Below are 21,375 nucleotides of genomic sequence, written 5' to 3'. Positions count from 1 at the left end.
CGCCCGCGTTTCGAGGCCTCGTCATCAGTCGCGACGTGGTGGGGCCTGGCGCCGGTGTGCTGAGAGGTGAAGCAGCAGTTCTTCCGGATCCCGTCTGCCTTCCGCCGCGAAGTCGCGGGTGGTCGACGCCCGTTGCGCGGGGATCTCGGCTGCCGCACGTGAACACCTGGCTGCCGCAGCCTCGCGGGGCTCGCTGTCAGAGGTGTGTGTTAAGACTTCGTCTACCGACTCAGAGGGGGTGCGAGATGCACGAGCTGATTCTCCGTCACGCGGCCGACACCGAAGGCAAGATCGCCTATTCCGATGCCGGCGGCGCGGTGAGCTACGGCGAACTCGCCCGCCGTACCGCCCGGGTGGCGGGCAACCTCCCGGTCGAGCGCGGGAGCCGGGTGGCGCTGTTCCTGCCGAGTGGGGTGCCGGCCGTCACGGCCACCCTCGGGGTCTGCCGCGCGGCCGCCGTCGGGGTCCCGCTCGATCCGCGCGGTACCGACGACGATCTCCGGTTCCGGCTGGAGGACAGCGGCGCCGCGCTGGTGGTCACCGACCGCGAGCACCTGGCCCGGGTCCGGCGGGTGGCCGGGGCCCGTGCGGTGACCGTGGACGAGCTGCTCGCGCCGTCCAGCGCGCGGCCACGGGACGACCTCGCGCCCGACGAGGACGCCTGGATCCACTACACCTCGGGGACCAGCGGGGACCCGAAGGGCGTGCTGTCCGCACCGGAGGCGTGGCTTCGGTCGGCTGATCAGGCCTACCGGGGGCTGCTGGGCATGTCCGGCCGCGACCACCTGCTCTGGCCGCTGCCGCTGTTCCACGCCTTCGGGCACTCGATGTGCGTGGTGGGCGTCCTGGCCCTGGGCGCGAGCGCCCATGTGATGGAGGGCTTCACCGCCGACCGGGCGGCCGCCCTGCTGCGCCGCACACCGTTCACCGCGCTGGGCGGCGTGCCGACGGTCTTCACCCAGCTCCTGGACGCCGGGGCGCCGCTGCCGCCGCTGTGCCTGTCCGCCGGGGCCCCGCTGCCGGAGGAGCTGCGGGCGCGGTTCCGCCGCGCCGTCGGCCGTGAGCTGCACGACGGCTACGGCAGCACGGAGGTGTCCGGGAAGATCGCCGTCGACGGCGTCGTCCTGCCGGGGATCGACACCCGGTTCGTGCGCGGGGAGATCCAGCTGCGGATGCCCGGCTCCGAGCGCTGGCACGCCACCGGGGACCTCGGCCACGAGGAGAACAGCCGGCTGGTGGTGACCGGCCGGGTCGGCGAGGTGATCATCCGGGGCGGGGAGAACATCCACCCGACCGAGATCGAACAGGTGCTGGCCGGCCGCCCGGGCGTCCGGGAGGTGGCGGTGGCGGGCGAGGGCGACGCGCTGCTCGGCGAGGTGCCGGTCGCCTACGTCGTCGGGGACGCGGACCCGGCGGCGCTGCTGGTCTTCTGCCGCCGCCGGCTGCCGGCACACCGGATGCCGGCGGACATCCGCCCGATCAGCCGGATCCCGCAGACCTCCTCGGGCAAGCCGGTCCGGCGGCGCCTGCGTGCCCAGTACCTGCTCGACCTGGTCCGGCGGGCGACCGAGGGGATCACCGGACGGCCGACCGAGGCGGACCAGCCGTTCGCCGACGCCGGTCTGGACTCGCTCGGCGCCGTACGGCTGGGGGAGCGGCTGGGCGCGGACCTGGGCGTCACGCTGCCGCCGTCCCTGGTGTACGACCACCCCACGCCCCAGGCGGTGGCCGACCACCTCGCGGGCGGGGCCGCCACCGCGCCGCCGCCCGCCCGCAGGGCCACCGAGCCGGTCGCGATCGTCGCCATGGCCTGCCGCTACCCCGGCGGGATCGACGGCCCCGAGGACCTCTGGCGGGTCGTCGCCGCCGGCCAGGACACCATCACCGGATTCCCCACGGACCGGGGCTGGCCGCTGGACGAGCTGTACCACCCCGACCCGGACCACGTCGGCACCAGCTACGTGACGCGCGGCGGCTTCCTCACCGGCGCGGCCGACTTCGACGCGGCGTTCTTCCGGATGTCGCCGCGCGAGGCCCTGGCCACCGACCCGCAGCAGCGGCTGCTGCTGGAGACGGCCTGGGAGGCGGCCGAGCGGGCGGGCATCGCGCCCGAATCACTGCGGGGCAGCAACACCGGAGTGTTCGTCGGCCTGATGTACGACGACTACGGCGGCCGCTTCCGGGGCAGGGCGCACCCGCTGGAGGCCCAGATCGCCCTGGGGTCGGCCGGGAGCGTGGCCTCGGGGCGGATCGCCCACAGCCTGGGGCTGCACGGGCCGGCGCTCACCCTGGACACGGCCTGTTCCTCCTCGCTGGTCGCCCTGCACCTCGCGGCGGACGCCCTGCGGGCGGGCCAATGCGACCTGGCCCTGGCCGGAGGGGCGACGGTCATGGCCACGCCGGACAGCTTCGTCGCCTTCAGCCGACAGCGCGGCCTGGCCCCGGACGGGCGGGTGAAGCCGTTCTCCGCCGCCGCCGACGGCACCGTCTGGTCGGAGGGGGTGGGGCTGCTGGTCCTGGAGCGGGTGTCCGACGCGCTGCGCAACGGCCATCCGGTCCTGGCCCTGCTGCGCGGTTCCGCGGTCAGCCAGGACGGCGCGTCCAACGGCCTGACGGCGCCCAGCGGCCCCGCACAGGCGGCCGTGATCCAGCGGGCGCTGGCCGACGCCGGGCTGACGGGCGCCGACGTGGACGTGGTCGAGGCCCACGGGACGGGTACCGCCCTGGGGGATCCGATCGAGGCGGCCGCCCTGCTCGCCACGTACGGCCAGGACCGTTCGGACCCTGTCCTGGTCGGCACCGTCAAGTCCAACCTCGGGCACACCCAGGCGGCGGCCGGGGTCGCGGGGGTGATCAAGGCCGTGATGGCGATGCGGCACCGCACCGTGCCCGCCACGCTGCACGTCGGCGAGCCCAGCCCGCACGTCGACTGGTCCGCCGGCGCGCTGCGCCTGGTCACCGAGCCGACGCCGTGGCCCGCGCACTCCTCGGAGCCCCACCGCCCGCGCCGGGCCGGGGTGTCGGCCTTCGGGATCTCCGGGACCAACGCGCACGTGATCGTCGAGGAGTACGGGGAGCCCGGGGGGTACGAGGAACCCGGGAAGCACGAGGAAGACGGGGAGTCCGGCGAGCCCGGGGAGCGGGAGGGGTCGGCCGCGGCGCCCCGGCCGCGCGGCACCCGGGCCTTCCGGCGGCGGCGCTACTGGCTTGACCGTGCCGCCGAGCACCCGCTGATCGAGTCGACCGCCGTGGTGCCCGGCTCCGGGGAGGTGGTGTGCACCGCCGACCTCACCCCGGCCTGGCTGCTCGACCACGTCGTCGACGGCGCGGCGGTCGTGCCCGCGACGGCGATCCTGGAGCTGGTCCTGTACGCGGGGGAGCGGGCCGGCTGCGACACCGTCGACGAACTGCTCCTGTACGCGCCGATGCACCTGCCGGGGACGCGGCGCGCCGAGATCGTGGTGCGCCAGGAAGCCGACGGCGTCCGGCCGTTCGAGGTGCACGCCGACGGGGTCCTGTGCGCCGGTGGCCGGCTGGGCTCCGGCCCCGCGCCCAGGGTGGACACCGGCGCGTGGCCCCCGCCGGACGCCGAGGAGGTCGAGGTCGAGCACGCCGACTACGGGCCGGCGTTCCGCGGGCTCACCAGGATGTGGCGCCGCGGCGAGGAGCTCTTCGGCGAGGTGCGCGGGGACTTCCCGGACGCGGGGCGGTTCGCGCTCCACCCCGCCCTGTTCGACGCGGCGCTGCACCCGGCGCGGCTGCTCGGCGGCGGAGTGCCGTTCGCTCTGCGCGGGGTGCGCGTGCTGGAGCGGGGCGCCACCGGGCTGAGGGTGCGCATCGGGGCGGGGCGGGTCGCCGTCACCGACCAGGCGGGCCGGCCGGTGGCGTACGTCGAATCACTGACGGTGCGCCCGATGGGCGGCGGCCGGGGTGTGCTGTTGCGCCCGCGGTGGCAGCGGACTCCGGGGCGACCACGCGGCCGGGTCCACGAGGTGCTGCCGGGAGAGGCGCCCGCCGCACTGGCGCTCGCGCTGCGGGAGTTGCAGGCCGGGCACGAGCACCTCACCGTCCTGGTGCGGCCGGGGGACCTGGCCGGAGCGGCGGTGTCCGGGCTGGTCAGGGTCGCGCAGCGGGAGCACCCCGGTCGGTTCACCCTGGCCGAAGCCGGCGACGGGCGGACGGAGATCGTCTCCGAGCACGCGGACCTCGTCCCGGTGCCGGGCGGACCGGGCGGACCGGGCGCACCGGGCGGCGCCTTCCGATGGCGCGGCACGGTGCTGATCACCGGCGGCGGCGCCCTGGGCCGGGCGGTCGCCGACCACCTGCGGGCCAAGGGCGTGCGCGTCGTGGTCGCCAGCCGCAGCGGTGAGACGCGGCTGGACGTCACCGACCGGGAGGCGCTGGCCGCGCTGGTCGACTCGATCGAGGACCTGCGGGCCGTCGTGCACACCGCCGGGGTGCTCGACGACGGAGTCCTGGCGTCGATGACCCCGGAGCGCTTGGAGGCGGTGTGGCGCCCCAAGGCCGAAGCCGCCTGGCAGCTGCACGAGTTGACGGTGCACCGGGAACTGGACGCCTTCGTGCTGTTCTCCTCGGCGGCCGGGGTGCTCGGCCACGCCGGCCAGGCCAACTACGCGGCGGCCAACAGCTACCTGGACGAACTCGCCCGCCACCGGCGGCGATCGGGGCTCCCCGCGCTCTCCCTGGCCTGGGGCCCCTGGACGGTCGGGATGATGGCCGGCCGGACGGTCACCGACGGCCTGGCGGCCCTCACGCCCGCCGAGGGCGTGGCCCTGCTGGAGGCGGCGCTGGGCACGGACGAGCCGGTCCTGGTGCCGATCGCGTTCGACGACCGGCGGCGGCCGGAGCAACCGAAGCGGCCAGAACCGAAGCGGCCAGAACCGAAGCGGCCGGAAGCGCACCGCACGCCGGAACCGACCGCGCCGGAACCGACCGCACCGCAACCGACCGCGCCGGCCGACACGCTGGAGATGGTGTGCGCCGAGGTCGCCGCCGTGCTGAGCTACCCGGACGTGCACCCGGACACCCCGATTCTCGACCTCGGTTTCGACTCGCTGACCTCGATCGAGCTGCGCAACCGGCTGGAGGCGCGGATGGGCCTGCGGCTGCCCGCCACGGTGGTGTTCGACGCCGCCACCCCCAGGGAGCTCGCCGAACAGCTGCGCCCGGCGCCCGCCCCGGGGACGCTCGCGTTCCTCTACCGCCGACTGTGTGAGCTGGGCCGGCACCGGGAGGCCATGCACCTGCTCGTTTCCGCTTCCTGGGCGCTGCCGTCGGCGACCACGTTCCCGCCGGCCACCCCGCAGAGACTCAGCGGCGAACGACGAAGCGGCGAACGGCGAAGCGGCGAGGGGCCTGGCGGCGGGGGCCCGGCCGTCGTCTGCTTCCCCGCCTTCGCCTCACCTCCCGGCGAGTACGGTCCGCTCGCCCGGCACCTGCCGGACCTGTGGGTGCTCCCGCACCCGGGCTACGACGGCGGTCCCGTCCCGGAGGACGTGGAGGCCCTGGTCCGGGCCCACGCCGCCTCGGTCCGGTGGCTCGGCCGGCCGGTGGTGCTGCTGGGCCGCTCCAGCGGCGGCCTGGTCGCGCAGGCCGCCGCGGAACGCGTCGGCGCCGAGGCGGTGGTGCTGGTGGACACCCACCCCGTCCGGGACGAGGAGTGGCTCACCGAACTGGCGGTCCGCAGCGCGCTTCGCCTCGACGAACCCGGACTCGCGGCGATGGGGGCGTACGTCCGCCTCTTCCTGGACCGGCAGGACGACACGGCCGTCCCCACCCTGCACCTGAGGGCCGGCGAGGTGCCGGGCGACCACCACTCGATCCTCGACGAACACGTGGCCACGACGGCGGAGGCGATCCGGGAGTGGCTCTCCCGGACGCTGCCCCCGCCGTCCGCACCGCCCACGCCGCCCTCGCCCCGATGAGCGCGGCCCTGCGGCGCCGTCAGCCGCGAGAGATCTTCCAGTACGACTGCGCCACCCGGTCGCCCGGCACCCACACGAACGGGATCCGGCGGTCGCCGTCGTGCTTGTAGTCGCTGGCGTAGAGGTAGCCGCCGTAGTACTCGTTGTTGAGCCCGATGGTGTCCTGGTCGGAGAGGACTCCGTAGCCCTTGATCTTGATGTCCCCCGACACGTCCAGGTGGACACCGGAGATCAGCTCGGTGTTGCTGTTGACGGTGAGCTTCTCGCCGTACGGGCCGCGCAGTTCGCGGATCCGGACGTAGTTGTCGCTGACCGCGAGGAGCTGACCGTAGGCGTTCAAAGTGCTGTTGGCGTTCAGGGTGCCGTTCGCGTTCAGGTCGCCGTCGACGTTCAGGGGGCCGCTGACCCGCAGGTCGCTGTTGGCGTACACGGTGCTCGCGACGCTCAGGTAGCTGTTCGTGGTGATGCTGCTGCCCACGGAGGCGCTGCCGCTGACCGTCAGGCTGCTCCTGACCTCGGCCGAGCCGTTCACCGTCAGGTAGTTCACCGTCGCGCTCCCGGCCACGTCCAGCCCGGACTGGCCGGAGATCTCGCCCTGGACGGTCAGCGCGGCCAGGACCGGGTCCGTCACGCTGAGGGCGAGGGTGGCGTACTGGTAGACCGGCTTGAAGGAGTCGCCCTCGGGCGTCGACGACATCGACGCCTCCACGGTGAAGGTGGTGTCCATGGTGAGGTGGTCGGCGCTGGGCGAGCAGAACGTGTCGGAGCCGTGGTAGGCGATGTTGCCCTCGCCGTCGTACACCCGGAAGTAGGCGCCGTTGCTCTCCCAGGAGAGGTAGACGGGTTCGTTCCGGGCGAACTTGGTCTTCGGGGCGGTGGCACTGGCGCTGCCCCGGGCGAGGAAGGTGTGCAGGTAGAAGACGGGGCCGGTGACGGGCAGGGGCAGGATGAACGTCTCGTGGCTGTAGTTCCTGCGGCCTGGCGTGGTGGCGGAGTACTCCGTGACGTAGCAGTTCATCGTGCCCGCGCCGGTGCCGAGTTCGCCGGTGATGCCGAAGTCGAGGGTGCCGTCGACCAGGTCGTAGTCCTCGCCCGCGGACTTGAGGGTGGCCCGCCAGTACTCGGCTTTGCCCTTCCCGCCGATCTCCTCCGCGGTCACGGCCGCCAGGGACGCCACGGTCCATCGGTCGGAAGCGGTGGAGATGTGCGGCTTGGAAGCGAAGTACGCGCCGCCGCTCTCCGCGTCCTTCGGGATGCTCAGCAGGATCTGATCGCAGTACACGGTGGCCTTGCCGGCGCTGACGGCCAGGTTGATCCGGCCCTGGGCCGCGGTTCCGGGGGTGCTCGCCTGGAGCGGGGCCGGGCTGGTGGAGGGGCGGTAGGTGAGCAGCGGGGGCTGGTCGGGCACGGCGGGGCCTCCTGGGGGTGCGTGCGGGTGGCTGCCCGAGCCGGGTCAGGACTCGGGCCGGTACTGGTGCTCGGGCTGGGACCGGGACCGGGACTGGTGCTCGGACACGGGATCGGACCCGGGCTCGGGCTCGATGAGGAGTCGCAGCAGGCCGTCCCCGAGCGCCGGAGGACGGTCGGGGAACTGCGCGTTCGTCGGCGCCGGGGTCAGGTCGTGCGACGTCCAGTGGCCGCCCGGCGGCGGCCCCGGGCGCAGCCAGGACCAGGTGCCCTGTCGGGTGCCGGGCCGGGGGAACGGGATGGGCCCCTCCTGCCCGCCGCCCAGGACGGGGCCGAACCTGAACTGGGCCTGGAGGTGGCGCAACGCCCCGTCGACGTGCGGTGGTTGGACGGTCACGGCGGCCGTGGGGGTGATGCCGCTGACGGCGTGGACGCTCGCGCGCGGGTCGACGAGCAGGAGCAGCCGGGTGGGCGCGGGATCGCCGAAGGTCAGGTTCAGGTAGTTGGCGCCGCCCGCCGGCTCCGGGAGGGCGCCGGGCGGACCGGGCGGACCGAGAGGGCCGATCGGCACGATCAGGTCCTGGCCGTCGTCGGGAGCGGTGACGCTGTCGAAGCGCTCGTAGTCGTAGCCTCCGCCGGGCGCGGTCCGGAAGAACCCGACGAGGCCGTCGTCCCGGGCGAGTTGGTCACCCAGCCGGACGGCGAACGGGTCGCGGGTGAAGGCGGGGGCCGGCGGGTCGAGGGTGGCCGCCCAGCCGGTGTCGGTCAGCGGCGGCCCGTCCAGGGTCAGCCGCAGCTGTGCCCGGACCAGGGCCAGCGGCCGTCCGACGAGGGCGGACAGCGTCTGGTCGGTGCGGCGCCCGAGCGGGTCGGTGGTCCACAGCGTCGAGTCGATGACGTCCAGGAACGCGGTGAGGTTGGCCTCGGTGGCCAGGCGCCGGGAGCGCAGCAGGCCGGCGAGGTCCGGGGCGAGCGCCTCCACCTGGGCGAGCGAGGTGAGCGTGCCGTCGGGCGGGGGCTCCCACTGGCCGGTGCGGGTGCCGGAGCCGTCGGTGAGCAGCCGGTAGGTGCCCAGGAAGCGGCCCGACGGGTCGTACAGCAGCAGGCTGCGGTCGAGGTGGTCGGGCAGCAGCCAGCCGGTGACGGGGCTGGGGTCGGCGGCCGTGTCCACGACCCGGGTGCCGGTGGCGGCGTCCAGGAGGTCGAAGTCGAGCCGGGCGGGCTGGAGCGGGCGCGGGGGCAGCTGGGCGACGGCGGCGACGGTCGGGGTGAGCGAGGACCGCGTGGTCAGGGCGGTGTCGACGATCAGCGGGAAGCTGCGGTACTCGTGCAGGCCGCCCTGCCGGAGGTCGGGGCTGACGACGTCGAGGACGCGGCCGAACTTGTCGTAGAGGAAGAGTTCCCGCACGTGGATCTGGCCCTGGCGGGTCTCGTGGAAGTCCGCGCTCTCGCCGCCGGGCAGGTAGGGGGCGCTGGTGACCTTGCCCCGGTAGCGGGCGGGCAGCGCGTCCTCGGTGTCGGCGTCGGGGTAGCCGACCAGGCCGGCGATGTGGGGGAAGTCGTCGTCCCGGGGGGTGGGGCGGCGGAAGGCGCGGGTGTCGCGGGCGGCGAGGCGGTCGTTGAAGCCGGTCAGTTCCTGGGCGAGGACGCCCCAGTCGCCGATGGCGGCGAGCCAGGCGGCGAGCTGCCCGCGTTGGGCGGTGGAGCCGTGCCGCGAGACGAACTCCCGGAGCCGGGAGGCGAACAGGGTGCGCGGGTGCGGGCCGAGGGCGGAGATGCCCGTGACGTCGACCGGGTCCCCGTCGAGGCGGGCGCCCGGGATGTAGCGGTAGTCGGTGCCGTCGAAGGCCCAGCAGCTGTGGCCGTCGACGGAGTGCGGGATGTGCCGGTAGGAGACGTTCCACTCCATGAACAGCGGCTCCCAGGGCTGGCTCCAGGGGGCCAGGCCCAGGGCGGGCAGGGTGCCGGTGTAGTCGGCCGGGCGGTGGGCGGTGAGCGCTTCGGCGAGCTCGGCCGCGGCCAGGCCGGTGGCGGCGGCGAGGGCGGGCGCGTTGCCCGGGTCCAGCAGGTAGTACTCGGTGAGGAGCGCGGCGACCTCCCCCGGCAGCGCGCCGGGCTGCGGCAGCGGCGCGCCGAGCCCCGGCAGGGTGGGCAGTGCGCCCTGCCCCGGGGCCGCGGTGACGGTCCGGCCTCCGACGGAGACGGCGCTGACTGGCGGGGCCGGGGTGTGGTCGGCGAGCGGGCGCACGGGCACCGGCTCGTCGGGGACGACGGCGTCGGCCGGGGGCCGGACGCCCGAGACGCTCACCACCGGGTCGGCGCCGCGCCAGAACGCGGGCCGGGGCACGGCCTTGAGGGTGGCGCCGCCGGTTAGCCCCTTGGCCCGAGCGAAGGCGCTGATCCCGGCCTGGAGCGCCTCCTGGGCGGTGGCGTGCCGCGCGGACGGGTCCGGCTGGGGGACCAGGGCGGCGAGCGCGCGTGCCCGGGCGCTCTTCTCGCGCAGGGTGTGGGCGAGGGAGCCGGGCCGGGCGGGGTCCAGTTCCGCCTGGATGTCGGCCTGGTCCGGGGCGTCGCCGGGTGGTGGAGGCGGGATGAACTCCAGGATGCCGTTCTTCAGCCACAGGGAGTTGAGCCGCCACTGGAGCGCGTGGACCTCGCCGAGCAGCGCGTCCAGTCGGCTCTGGTCGTCGTTGAGGGTGGTGAGCCAGGCGGGCGGGGTGAAGGGCGCCGCGGGTGTGCCGTCGGTCGCCGGGTCGGCCGGTGACGGGGTCACCGTCCACCGGTAGCCGCCGGAGGACGGCCCGAAGGAGGCGGCGTGGACGGCGCGCCGCACCCGTTCGTCGCCGCCCTTCTCGTCGGCGACGGCGAGCAGGTCGTGCAGGAACGCCCGGAGCAGTTGCAGGTCCGCGGGGGAGGGGGTGGCGCCGGTGGCCTGGAGCGCGTGTCCGGCGAGCGCGGTGAAGGCGTCCTCGGTGGTGGTGCCGAGGGCGACGTTGAGGGTCCGGTTGTCCCGTACGGTCTGGAGCGGGTCGGGGGAGGGCAGGGGGGCGTCGTCGGCCGGGTTCCAGGGCACGGTCAGGGCCAGCCCCTGGTAGAGGCTGCGCACGGCGGGCGGGACGGCCGCGTCCTGGGCGGCCTCGCCGGTGAGCCTCGGGTCCCGCCAGTCCAGCCGGGCGAGCAGGTCGGCGTAGGAGGTGCCGGGCGGGAGGGTGGCGAGGACGTCGGCGGCCGGGTCGGAGTACCAGCCGATGACCTGGTAGCCCAGCGTGTCCGCCGAGGGGACGTCGGAGAGGTCGTCGATGAAGGAGAAGACGTTGGTGTTGTGCGGCACGTAGGTGGTGAAGTGCTGGTCGCCCGCGCTCATGGCGGTCAGGAACAGCGGGTCGTTCGCGGCCCGTTCCGTCCAGGGCGTGTCGTCGGTGAGGGGGAAGGCGAGCCCGAGCAGGACCTGCGGGGAGGGGTCGGTGCGGGCGGCGCGGTACGGATCCCGGCTGGCCCGCCAGGCGTTCAGCGTGGCGTCGGTGACCAGGTGGGGACTGGAGTGTTCGAGGGGGTGGCCCTGCCGCAGGGCGTAGGCGGTGAGGGGGCAGTCGCTCTCGATCACCCAGGCCCGGACGCGCCGGGTGCCGGCGCCGCTGAAGCGGGTGACGAGCCAGCGGTTGGGCACCAGCGGGTAGTGGACCTCGCCGGTCGCCGGGTCCTGGACGCCGTGGCGCAGGCCCCGGGGGAGCGTCCAGTGGAGGTGGACGCCGGTCTGCCGGAACAGGGGGTCGTCGCTCTGCCGGTCCCCCTCGTCGGGTTCGGGGCTGATGAAGTCGTCCAGGGCCAGGTAGTTCTGCCGCCAGGTCCGGAAGCCGTCCCGGCGCAGCAGGGCCGGGTTGACGACGAGCGCGTCGAGCGCGACCGGCACGACGAGGGCGGGGCGGGGGCTCATCGCCGGTCTCCCGCGGTCGTCGGGAAGCGGTCCCCGTCCGGGCCGTCGAAGCGGATGGCCTCCGGCACCTTGACCAGTTGCAGGGCGAGGTCGGCGGGGCCGACCCCGCCGACGCCGGTGCCGTGCGCGGTGTCCAGGGCGGCGGCCAGCGCGGGCACGAGCGAGGTGAGGTCCAGGACCCGTATGGCGGGGTCGGCGCACGGGCGCAGGTGGCGCAGCACGTCGAAGGTGGCGTCCGGGCCGAGTTGTTCGCCCAGCGGCCGCCGTGGTCCGGCGTCCGGCAGCAGGCTGCGCAGCGGTATCAGTCCGTCGTCCTCGATGCCGAAGCGGAACCCCTCCTGGGGTTCGGCGAGTTCGACGGTGGCGGGCACTCCGTTGAACAGGCACAGCAGCACGGTCGGGGAGAGGTGGTCCATCCGCAGCACCCGCAGTGGGGCACCGGCCGCGTCGACGGCCCGGACGGCGAGGTGGGGCCAGCCGGAGACCAGGGCGGAGCGCAGCAGCAGTCCGCAGACCGGGCCGAGGGCGGCGTCCGGGTCGCCGGGTCCGGCGTCGCGCTGCCGGTCGCGGTGGCGGGCCGCCGACTTGGCGGCCCCGGCGCGGACGGCGGCGGCCACCAGCGCGTCCTGGAGCGTGTCCCGGCTCGACTGGGCGCCGATCCCCAGGGCCCCGCCGATCAGCGCGTCCAGCCAGTTGGGGTCGGTGTGGAAGAACCGCAGGGACTCGGGCGGCAGCATCCGCGCGTCCGGGACGAGGTGGGTGAACGGCACCGGGGTGAGCAGCAGCAACTGCCCCAGCCAGTCCGCGACCGGTGCGAGCCGCGTCTTGAGGCCGTCGTCCGTCTCCAGGGCCTCGGTGACGGCCGTGCGGGCGGCGTCGGAGCGCAGGAAGGCGTCCAGGTCGGCGCTCGGGTCGCTCGGCGCGGGGGCGGGCGCGGGCGGCGACCAGGGGTCGTCGGAGTGCGCCGGGGGCGTGCCGAGGGCGGCGAGCAGCGGCCCGTCCAGCAGCGCGCCGAAGGCCGCCCGGGCGGTGCGCGGCCCGGTCTGCGCGTCGCCGGGGAGGTGGGTGCTGGTGTGTCGGTGGTAGAGGGTGTCCGCCAGTTCGTGGGTGGCGCGCTTGAACGCCGTCAGCTGCCGCACGTACGCCGGGTCGGCGAGCGCGAGCGCCCGTCCGGTCTCGAAGGCGGTGGCCAGCGACACGTCGAAGCTGCCCCAGGCGGGGTCGTAGCCGAGCAGGGCGTCCGCACTGGTGGCCGTGGCGACCCGGTCGACGGGCCGGGGCCGGGTGGGGGTGAGCGGGCCCCGGTACCAGCCGAAGGAGCGTTCGCCGGAGCGGGTCAGGTACGGCAGCGGCACGTGGCCGTCGCCGATCCGCCGGGCGACCTGCCGCCGGGCGGGCGCGGTGGCGTCGGTGTCCTGGTAGGGGGAGGGCAGCCGCAGCCACATCTCCTCGCGGGTGGCCGCCCGAGAGCCGTCCGGTGTCCGGGTGAGTCCTTCGGCGAGGTCGCGGAAGTGCGCCTTGCCGTCCGGCTCCGCCCAGAACGACCAGCCGCGCAGCGACAGCAGGGCGACGCTGGTGCGGCCCCGGAAGTCCGGGTCGGGGCCGAGGAGCGGCTCGTGGCCCTCCAGGGACACCAGGTGGACGATGTTCTTGGTGCGGGTGCCCGGTGGTGAGCCGGGCGGGCCGGCGGCGGGGAAGCGGTTGGCGACGACGACGGAGAACAGCCCGTCCTCCTGGAGGCCGAGGAGGGGCCGGTCCCCGGTGTTGGCGGCGCGGCAGTGCGCGAGGTGGGGCAGCTCCGCGAGCCGGGGGACGACCGCCTGGAACACGGACGTGGGGACGCGGATGATGTCGCAGGGGTCGTCGTGCCCGGTGTCGGACTCCCGGCGCAGCGCGGGTTTGAGCACGGCGGGATCGTCGGCGAGGAAGTCGCCCACGGTGGTCGGCTCGGTCCGGTTCGGCGAGGTGTCGCCCCCGAGGAGCTGGTCGTCGGTCAGGACGAGCAGTGCCAGCCACGGGGTGCCGCGCCCGGCCCCGCGCAGTGGCCGCTCCCACGGCAGCAGCGGGTCACCGAGCACCAGGTGGGGCAGGACGTCGGCGAAGCGTCCGGCGCAGGTGTCGGGCGGCTGCTCGGCGACCACGGCGGTGGTGGCGTCGATCGCCACCTGGGGTGCGCGTACGGTGAACCGCTGCACGGCCCGGAACGGCCCGCCGACGGTCCGGGCGCCCGCGTCCGCTCCGGTGCGCAGGGTGTGGGTGGCCTCGATCCGGTAGTCCCCGGCGGGCAGGGCGGGCAGGTAGTGGTCGTGCAGTTCGAGGTCCCCGACGGGGATGGTGTCGCGGGCGGGGTGCGGCGGGCTCGCGCTCACGTGGTCTGCTCCCTCATGTCCGGTCCGGGTTCTGCACCATCGGGGCCTGGCCGAAGAAGTGGCCGGCGCCGGCGGCCAGGGCGGTCAGCGCGTCGCTCGGGCCGTCGAACAGCCCGGCGTCGACGAGCGCCGCGCACACCTGGTCGCGTCCGGCGCGGGCCGCTCCCCGGTCGGTCCGGGCGATCAGCCGCACGCAGGTGTCGTCGGGGACGAAGGCGTGGTCGCCGTCGGCGGCGGGGGAGGAGGGCAGTGGGGCGAGGCCGGGCGGGATCTCGTCGGCGGAGTACTCGCTGAGCGGGAACACCCCTCGGGACGGGGCCAGTCGGGGCCGGGGTGCCCGTACGTCCCAGCCGACGGGGCGGTCCGCGAGGACCTCGGCGCCGGGGGCGTCCGGGGTGTGGCTGAAGGGCGCCGGCGGGGCGCCCCACAGGGCGGCGGGCAGGTGGTGGGTGCGCGGGGTCGCCGTCCAGCCGTCCATCGGGGCGGGCGCGTCCGCGTAGAAGAGCGTCAGCCGGTGCTCGCCGACCAGCCCGGAGAGGTCCATGGGCCGGACGTCGACGCCGGGGCCGTCGTCGGCGCGGGGCGTGGACAGCGGGTCGGCGCCGATCCGCAGGTGGCTGGCGGGCACCGCGGACTGGGTGAAGAACCGCAGGTCACGGGCGCGGGCGTACCAGGTCCTGCCGCTGTTGCCCCGGTCGTGGCCGGAGGTGTCCTCGACGGCGCCGTCGACGCCGCCCACCGGACCGACGGTGACGACGTCGGCGGGTTTCGGCAGCAGGTCGGCGAACTCGCTCCAGCCCAGCGGCTTGGTGGCGGTGGCGGATCGGGCGGGGCCGAAGCCGATGGTCTTGGAGATGCCGATGAAGTGCGCGGTGACCGAGCCGCCCGTCGGCGGCCCCCACAGCTCCAGCTCGGCACCGACGGAGGCGCTGATCGTCTTGTGGATCGGCCCGACGTTGACGGTGTAGGAAGCGCCGATGCTCACCGAGATCCGGGCGGTGAAGGCGAACGGCCGCCAGGAGAGCAGCAGATCGGCCTGGGCGGTGAACCACGCCCGGAAGTCTCCGGCGTGGAAGGTGACGCTCAGCCGGCCCCCGGCCATCGCGCAGGACGGGGTCACGGCGAGGTAGGCCTGCGCGGTGATCGTCAGGTTGCCGCTGACGGCCCAGTCGATGCCGAGCCGCGGCACGTCGGGGTAGCAGGCGGGCTTCTCGAAGGCGGGGTGGTAGCCGCCGAGGGTGACCACGAACTGCCCGGCGTCCGGGTGCGGTCCGAACCACAGGGCGGCGGCGAACCCGCCGGTGAGGTGGCAGTCCGGGGTGAGCACGTACGACACGGGGGCGAGTTGCGCGGCCAGCTCGAAGCTCCCGGTGAGCGGCCGGACCTCGGCCTCCAGGCCCAGTTCGGCGTACACGTAGGTGCGGGTCGCGGACTCGGCCGGCACCGGCAGCTGGAGGGTGGCGATGCCGAGGACGGCCAGCGCCAGCTCCCGGCCGAACTCGGCGGCCAGCAGCACCTTGGAGTTGACGATCTCGGCGACGGTGAACTCGATCCCGAGCGCCAGCCAGGAGGAGCCCTCCTTCGGGGCGATCCAGGTGCGCGACGGCCCGCCCGGCACGGCGGGTTCGCGGCCCTCCAGGATGTCCAGCACCTCGGAGGGCCGCTTGGCGGCGTCGGGGCCCTGCTTGTTCAGGGTCAGCAGCGGGAAGCCGGTCACCTCCCGGGCGGTCGGCAGGGTAAGTTCCCGGTTGAAGCCGAACCCGGCCATCAGCCCCGTGACCAGCAGGGGCGGCGGGCCCCCGAGCGGCGCCTCCAGCTGGCCGAACAGGAACAGCGACGGCCACCCGTCCGTCAGCTGGGCGTACGAGCCGATGGCGGCCAGCGAGAAGTCGGGCACGGCGATGTCCGCCGTCCCGTCGAACTGGAAGAGCACGCCTTGGCCCAGCCGGTCGGGCGGGATGCGCAGCAGGGCGCCCGTGATCCGCACCGGGGGGGCGGTGTACCCCACGCCGACGCCGTCGAGTTGGAAGACGGGCGCGAAGTGGTCCAGGGCGGAGCCGACCGCGAGACCGTCCAGCGACAGGGACAGCGGCCCCAGCGCGACCCCCGCGTCCAGGGCGAACAGCAGCGCGTTGTTCTGGTAGACCACCCCCACCCGGTTGATCTGCACCACGCCCAGCTGCTTCTGCACCCGCACCCACACGGCGGTGGAGGCCGGGCCGGTGGAGGGCGCGGGGGCGCTCGGTGCGCCGCCCGGTGCCGCCGGCCGTCCGGGCGCTCCCGCCCCGCCGGTCTTCGCCGGGGGCACGCCGAGCGCGACCGGGACGCTCTCCTTCCCGATCCGCAGCTCCGCGAGGGCCGCCACCCCGGCCGTCAGCCCGGCCTCCGGCAGTGGCACCACCTGCGCCCGGCCGAGCAGCGCGTTCACCACGGCGGCCGTCGGCCGGTCGAAGTCGCCGGAGCTGTACAGGACTTGGAGGTCGCGCACCGCCAGGTCGCCGCCGGCCCCCGAGAGGAATCCGCCGACCAGGGGGAGCCGGGTGAGGTCGAAGTCCGCCGAGAGGTCCACGCCGACGCAGAACCGCGCCGGGCCGCCCGGCGGTTCGACCCGGACGAACTTGGCGTCCTTGAGGTCGATCCGCAGGCTGTCGGGCACGTCGTCGGCCAGGTCGGGGGAGAAGTGCGCCACCCAGTCCCGCAGGGCGATCTCGGTGCCCTCACCGGGGCTGCGGTAGGTGGCGGCCAGGACGTGGGTGCCGGACTTCCGGGCGCCGGACTTCCGGGCGCCGGACTCCTGGGTGCCGGACTTCTGGTCGTCGAAGACGACGTCGAAGGTGAAGCCGTCGACGTCGAGGGTGCCGCGGTACCGTGCTCCGGCGTCATCCCGGGTGATCCTCGCCTCCAGCGAGGCCTTCACCCCCTGGGCGACCGTCATCTCACCCCGGCAGTCGAAGTCGACGGTGCCGGTGCCGGTGGTGTGCGACAGCCACAGCGTGGTGAGCTCCATCGACGTGACCGCCCCCGGCGCGTCGGGCAGGTGCAGCGCGTCGAGGAGGTCCTCCACGCGCGGCGTCTCACCCGCCTCCAGACCGCCGCGGAAGGTCCAGCCGCCCTTGTCGCCGGCGGCCTTCACGGCCGAGACCTCGATGCCGAGGGAGGAGCCGATCGTCGCCGTGCCCGCGACGCGGGCCGTGAGCCCCTGGAGAGCGTCCTCGTACAGGTACAGGCTCAGGGAGGTGAGAGTGAAGGGCCCGAGTGACCAGGCACCGGTGGCCTTCACCCCGAGGAGGTACCAGTCCCCGAGACGGGCTCCGAACGACAGCTCGCTGACGTCGGCGGACTCGGGTACCTCTCCGGCGGGGATGCCGAACGACTCCAGCAGCGACCGGACTTTGACCGGCTTGCCGTCACGCAGCCCGCCGGTGACGCCCAGATCGGGAAACCGCAGGGCGACCTCCAGGGGGAGGCCCTTGACGTCGAGGTCGGCGACGAGGGCGACGGAGGTGACCTGGTAGGGGGCCGGCGCGCCCTGTCCCGTCCTGGCCACGCCGTAGTCGAAGCCCGCGACATCCCCCGGATCGAATCCGAACGCGCGCAGCCCCTCCCGGGCGGTCCGCCACAGGTCGCCGCCCGCGAAACGGCTGCCCAGCTCGTCCAGCGCGCGGGCGAACGCGCCCCGCTGCCGCGGTCGCACGGCGGCGGTCAGCCAGCCGACATCGTCCACGGACAGCGTCGACTCCACCTCGACGCTCTCGAACGTGCCGCCCAGCGCCACGGTGACCGCGCCCTGGCTGGTGACGGTCACCGTCACCGTCTTCACCGCCATGGCCACGAGCGCCCCGGCGGGCCAGGCGGTGGACTCCCAGGCGAGGACGAGCGTCAGTTTGATGCCGTCCGCGTCCACTTCGGGCCGCCCGCTGCCGGCTGCGCCGTGGCACGCGCCGTCCGGGAATGCCGCCAGGATGGTGCGCAGCTGCTCGGGAAGCGCGGCGTCCTCGGCGCGCAGCGTCGGCGGGTCCCCCAGACCCGCCAGGTGCCCCTTCAGGGCGTCAAGGTCCACCGAAGTCCCCCCTCCTGGAATCACCGGCGTGCGCCCTCACGCTGATTTTATTTTGAACATCGGCTTCGGGTTCTTCGGCTGCCCCTTCTTCCCCGAAGCCGCCGGAGGAGCCTTTTCCCAATGGGCTTCGTTGAATCTCACATAGTGGACACTCCTGGCTACCTTGGCCAATTCCTCGTAGGCTGCTTCGGTCAAATTTTCGCTGATATTTTTGTTGATGAGTTTAAGTCTGTTGAAGAGGGTTTGCGGGGATTTGACCGACGTGAATATTGGCCCGGCTCCTTCCTCGAAAGCGTCTCCGGGGTCGTCGGTGCGGTCTTTGGGGCCGATGAAGAGGTTCCCGGGAAGCCAGGCGTAGACCTCGCAGAAGTTGTCCCAGCCGTCGGGTCGGTATGGGCTTTGGGCGTCGTGGCTGACCGAACCGTCCATGATGTCCGCGCAGAGCTGGCGGACCTGTTGGATGTCTTCCTGGCAGAACAGCAAGTCATGCTGGCTGTAAAAAACAAGATAGTCTTTGACTGCGTTCAGCAGTTTTCTCGCTTTTTTGCCGTGATCGCTGTTCCACAGGCCCGTGAGTCGGGTGTAGGGCACGACGTGATGGCGCGCCATATCGGCGTTCTCGCAGATCCCCGTTCCGCGAGGAAGGCTCCCGTACGGAGGGTCTGGTCTGTCCTCCATCTCCAGGTTGTAACCGTCCACTGCCCAAGCACCTCCCTTTCCGGACGGATGCGTCCGCCTTGGTCGGGCCCTGCCGCGTCGTCACAGGCTCACGGCCGCGAGGCGGCCCGCGCAACCATGCCTCGCGGGCGCGGAGACCTTTTCGGACAGCCGTCGCGTGGACCTGCGGGCGCCTTCCTCGGGTCCGGTGAACCGCCCCGTGTCGAACGCTCGTTCGTCCAGCAGGGGCCCGCGATGTGACTACGCGCCCCGGGCCCTCATCACCCCTCCGGGCCGCAGCCGGGGTCGTGTCCCGCGTGCGATCCCGAGGAGGAGCCCGAAGCGGCACGGGTCGGCGGCACGGCCGAGGAAGGGCAGGTGGTCGCGGGAGTGGCGTCGGCGGCGGTGGCGGGGCCTTCGGAGGCCGGCCGGCCCGGACGTGCCGCGCTCGATGACCTGATCTCGCCGGGTCGCGCGGGTCGCCAACCGCCATGGGTGAACCGGTCACCGAACAGTGGCCCTCAGGTTGACGGCTGCGGGGCCCCGGCCGCCACGGACCGGACAGCTCATAGGCTGAGCCGCATGGGAAAGACGCGTACGGGCGGGGCGATCGGCCGGTGGGTCCGGTCGCGGGGCCGGGGCCGGGGGCTGTCGCACGAGGCGGGGCTGCGGCAGGCCGCCGCACGGCTGCGCGGGCGGCTGCTCCTCCACCCCGTGGAGGGGCCGTGGCAGCAGCGCGCGTACTGGGACCCGCTGCCGACGGCCCGGGAGATGACCGACTCCGTGGGCGGCGGCCGCTGGGAGCAGCGCAGCCGGCTGAACGTGCCCGGCCCGTTCTACGCAGGAGAGACCGACAGCGGCCTGAACGGACCGTACTACCTCCCCGAGCACGTGCTCTCCGGCGACGGGTACTGCGAGTTCATCCACCGCCAGCCCGCCAACCCGCGTGAGGTGGCCGCCCTGGTGGAGATCGCCCACGGGGAGCCGATGGGCGGCTACGCGTGGGACGGCGACCTGCACTGGACTCCGGGTGAGGTGCGTGACTGGTGGTCACGCCGGGGCGAGGTCCGGGCCTGGATCACGAGCGAACTGCGGCTGGGTGACGACAGCCGCAACGACCCCGAATCCCTGCACCGGTACGCCGCCTACCTGGACGACGGGCTGGAGGCCTACCTGCGGGGCTACCTGTTCTGGCTCACCGAGCGCCGGGAGCCGCGCGCCGGCGAGGCACTTCCGGAGCTCTGACCCGAGGCGGCGCGCAGGAGGCGCCGGACGGGCCGGATTCCGGCGGCCCGGACGTCCTCGGGAGCCGGCCGGCCGCAGGTGACTGCCGTCGGTCCAAGGGCTCAGGCCAGGCGCGCCACGGCCAGGGACAGCGCGCGGTCGAGCGCCGACCCGGCGTCGCACGGCACGTCGGGCCGGACGCCGGTGCCCTCCCAGTTGGTGCCCGAGACCGGGTTCACCGCGCGGGCGACGGGCACGCTGAGCTCCAGGTGCGGGTGCACCGTCCAGCCGTCGCGCGGGTGGGCGCCGCCCCGGGTGGCCTCCCCGACGACCTCGGCGCGTCCGAGCTGTTGCAGGTCATAGGCGAGCTCCTCGCCGGCGGAGAAGGTGTTCGCGCTCGTCAGCACGTAGAGCGGCTTGTCGGCGCCGAAGCGGGCGCCGGGGACGAACGGGGGCGTCCAGGACTGCTCGGTCACCTCCCCCTGCCGGGAGACCACGGTGTTGAGGTGGGTGCGGCCGTCGAGCAGGTAGCCGCAGACGAAGGCGACCGTGTCCGGATCGCCGCCGGTGTTGCGGCGCAGGTCCAGGACGAGGGCGCGAGCGGGTGCCACCAGGGAGAGCGCCGCCGCCAGCGGCTGCGCCGCCCAGTCCAGCGGGAACATCTTGGGCCCGATCTCCAGGACCGCGACGCCGTGGTCGAGGAGCTCCACGCGCGGCAGACCGCCCAGGGAGGCGTCGAAGTCCCGGCGCATCGCGGCGAGTACCGCCGCGCCCCGCTCCGGCGGCACGGGCACCGCGTGGTGAGTGAGGGCCAGGTGCTGGTCGCCGTTGACGGACCGCAGGTCCACCGTGACGGCCTCGGCCAACTCCTGGGCGGACTCGGCCCGGTAGGAGCCCTCGGCACTCCGGCGCCGCAGCAGGTCCGCCAGGTGCCGGGCGGCGTCGGGGAAGACGTAGTTCTCGCGGACCAGGTCGGCTATCGACTCGACGACGGCGACGGTGTCCAACGCGGGTGACGGTGTGTCGGAGGTCATGGCAGGGAGTAGAGCAGCGGCTTGCCAAAGCGTCAAACGTACTTAACGCTTGATTCGTGAGCCACCACCCGGACGAGCCCGTCCAGCGCGTCAGCACCCCTCGGGAGCACACCGCTCTCGCCCACCCCGTGCGCCAGCGCCTGCTCTTCGCCCTGAGCACGCGGCCGTCGACGATCAGCCGCCTCGCCGCGCAGCTGGGAGTGAACAAGGGCGCCGTCTCCCACCACCTCAAGGTGCTGTGCGAGGCGGGACTGGTCCAGGAGGCGGGAACGCGACGGGTGCGCGGTGGCACCGAGAAGTACTACCGGCGGAGCGCCGGGCGACTGGTCGTCGACGAGCCGCGGGCCGAGGGCACGGCCGCGCTGCTCGGCGCCGTCGCCCAGGAGCTGGACCGCTCACCCGCCGAGCACCTCCTGACGCTGCGCCACCTCCGACTCGGCCCGGCCAAGGCGGCGCGGCTCGCCGAGGCGCTGGCCGCCCTGGTGGAGGAGACGGAGGAGGACCCGGAGGGCGAGCCGGTGCACGGCCTCCTGGTGACGCTCTACCGGCAGGCCGGGGCGTAGCAGCCGCTTCCTTCAGGCGGCGCCTGAAGGCGGCGCCGGGGGGGGGGGGGGGGGGGGGGGGGGGGGGGGGGGGGGCTGGGGGGGGGGGGGGGGGGGGGGGGGGGGGGGGGGGGGGGTGGGGGAGGGGGGGGGGGGGGGGGGGGGGGGGGGGGGGGGGGGGGGGGGGGGGGGGGGGGGGGAGG

The 21,375-nt window shown here is 74.5% G+C and carries 9 protein-coding genes; 3 read left to right on the top strand and 6 right to left on the bottom strand.

The genetic code is table 11. From position 1 onward, the window contains the following. Positions 1–245: 245 nt before the first annotated feature. Positions 246–5,945 (top strand): beta-ketoacyl synthase N-terminal-like domain-containing protein, encoded by a 5,700-nt coding sequence (locus tag ACZ55U_RS17755; RefSeq protein WP_465527058.1) that lies wholly within the window; start codon positions 246–248, stop codon positions 5,943–5,945. 19 nt (positions 5,946–5,964) lie between these two features. Here the strand turns inward: ACZ55U_RS17755 and ACZ55U_RS17750 are convergent, their stop codons facing one another. From ACZ55U_RS17750 to ACZ55U_RS17730, 5 genes are read right to left on the bottom strand one after another with little or no spacing between them, the layout of a single operon-like run. Next, entirely contained in the window at positions 5,965–7,353 is a 1,389-nt protein-coding gene (locus tag ACZ55U_RS17750; RefSeq protein WP_465527057.1) for a hypothetical protein, read from the bottom strand. A 45-nt stretch (positions 7,354–7,398) separates the two neighbouring features. Further along, positions 7,399–11,286, bottom strand: coding sequence for a serine/threonine-protein kinase (locus tag ACZ55U_RS17745; protein ID WP_465527056.1), 3,888 nt, complete (start codon positions 11,284–11,286; stop codon positions 7,399–7,401). After that, entirely contained in the window at positions 11,283–13,655 is a 2,373-nt protein-coding gene (locus ACZ55U_RS17740; protein ID WP_465527055.1) for a hypothetical protein, read from the bottom strand. Before ACZ55U_RS17740 ends, ACZ55U_RS17745 begins: the two co-directional genes overlap by 4 nt. Before the next feature lie 13 nt (positions 13,656–13,668). Continuing rightward, positions 13,669–17,715 carry a DUF6603 domain-containing protein gene (locus ACZ55U_RS17735; protein WP_465527054.1) on the bottom strand — a complete coding sequence of 1,349 codons (4,047 nt, stop codon included), beginning with the start codon at positions 17,713–17,715 and terminating at the stop codon, positions 13,669–13,671. Positions 17,716–17,751: 36 nt separating this feature from the next. Then, positions 17,752–18,414: a hypothetical protein gene (locus tag ACZ55U_RS17730; protein WP_465527053.1), complete on the bottom strand. Its 663-nt coding sequence runs from the start codon at positions 18,412–18,414 to the stop codon at positions 17,752–17,754. A gap of 540 nt (positions 18,415–18,954) precedes the next feature. On the opposite strand from ACZ55U_RS17730, the gene ACZ55U_RS17725 reads away from it, so the two are divergent. Next, positions 18,955–19,617 carry a ferredoxin gene (locus ACZ55U_RS17725; protein WP_465527052.1) on the top strand — a complete coding sequence of 221 codons (663 nt, stop codon included), beginning with the start codon at positions 18,955–18,957 and terminating at the stop codon, positions 19,615–19,617. A 101-nt stretch (positions 19,618–19,718) separates the two neighbouring features. Here ACZ55U_RS17725 and ACZ55U_RS17720 read toward each other — a convergent pair whose 3' ends face one another. Beyond that, on the bottom strand, positions 19,719–20,630 hold the full coding sequence (locus ACZ55U_RS17720; protein ID WP_465527051.1) for a S41 family peptidase: 912 nt from the start codon (positions 20,628–20,630) through the stop codon (positions 19,719–19,721). Positions 20,631–20,686: 56 nt separating this feature from the next. Between ACZ55U_RS17720 and ACZ55U_RS17715 the strand changes: the two genes are divergently transcribed. Beyond that, positions 20,687–21,193 (top strand): ArsR/SmtB family transcription factor, encoded by a 507-nt coding sequence (locus ACZ55U_RS17715; RefSeq protein WP_465527050.1) that lies wholly within the window; start codon positions 20,687–20,689, stop codon positions 21,191–21,193. Positions 21,194–21,375: the final 182 nt, after the last annotated feature.

This window comes from Kitasatospora sp. NPDC034533 (genome assembly GCF_055575155.1).
The sequence above is the reverse complement of the archived record's forward strand: the minus strand, read 5'-3'. Positions and strand labels throughout refer to the sequence as shown.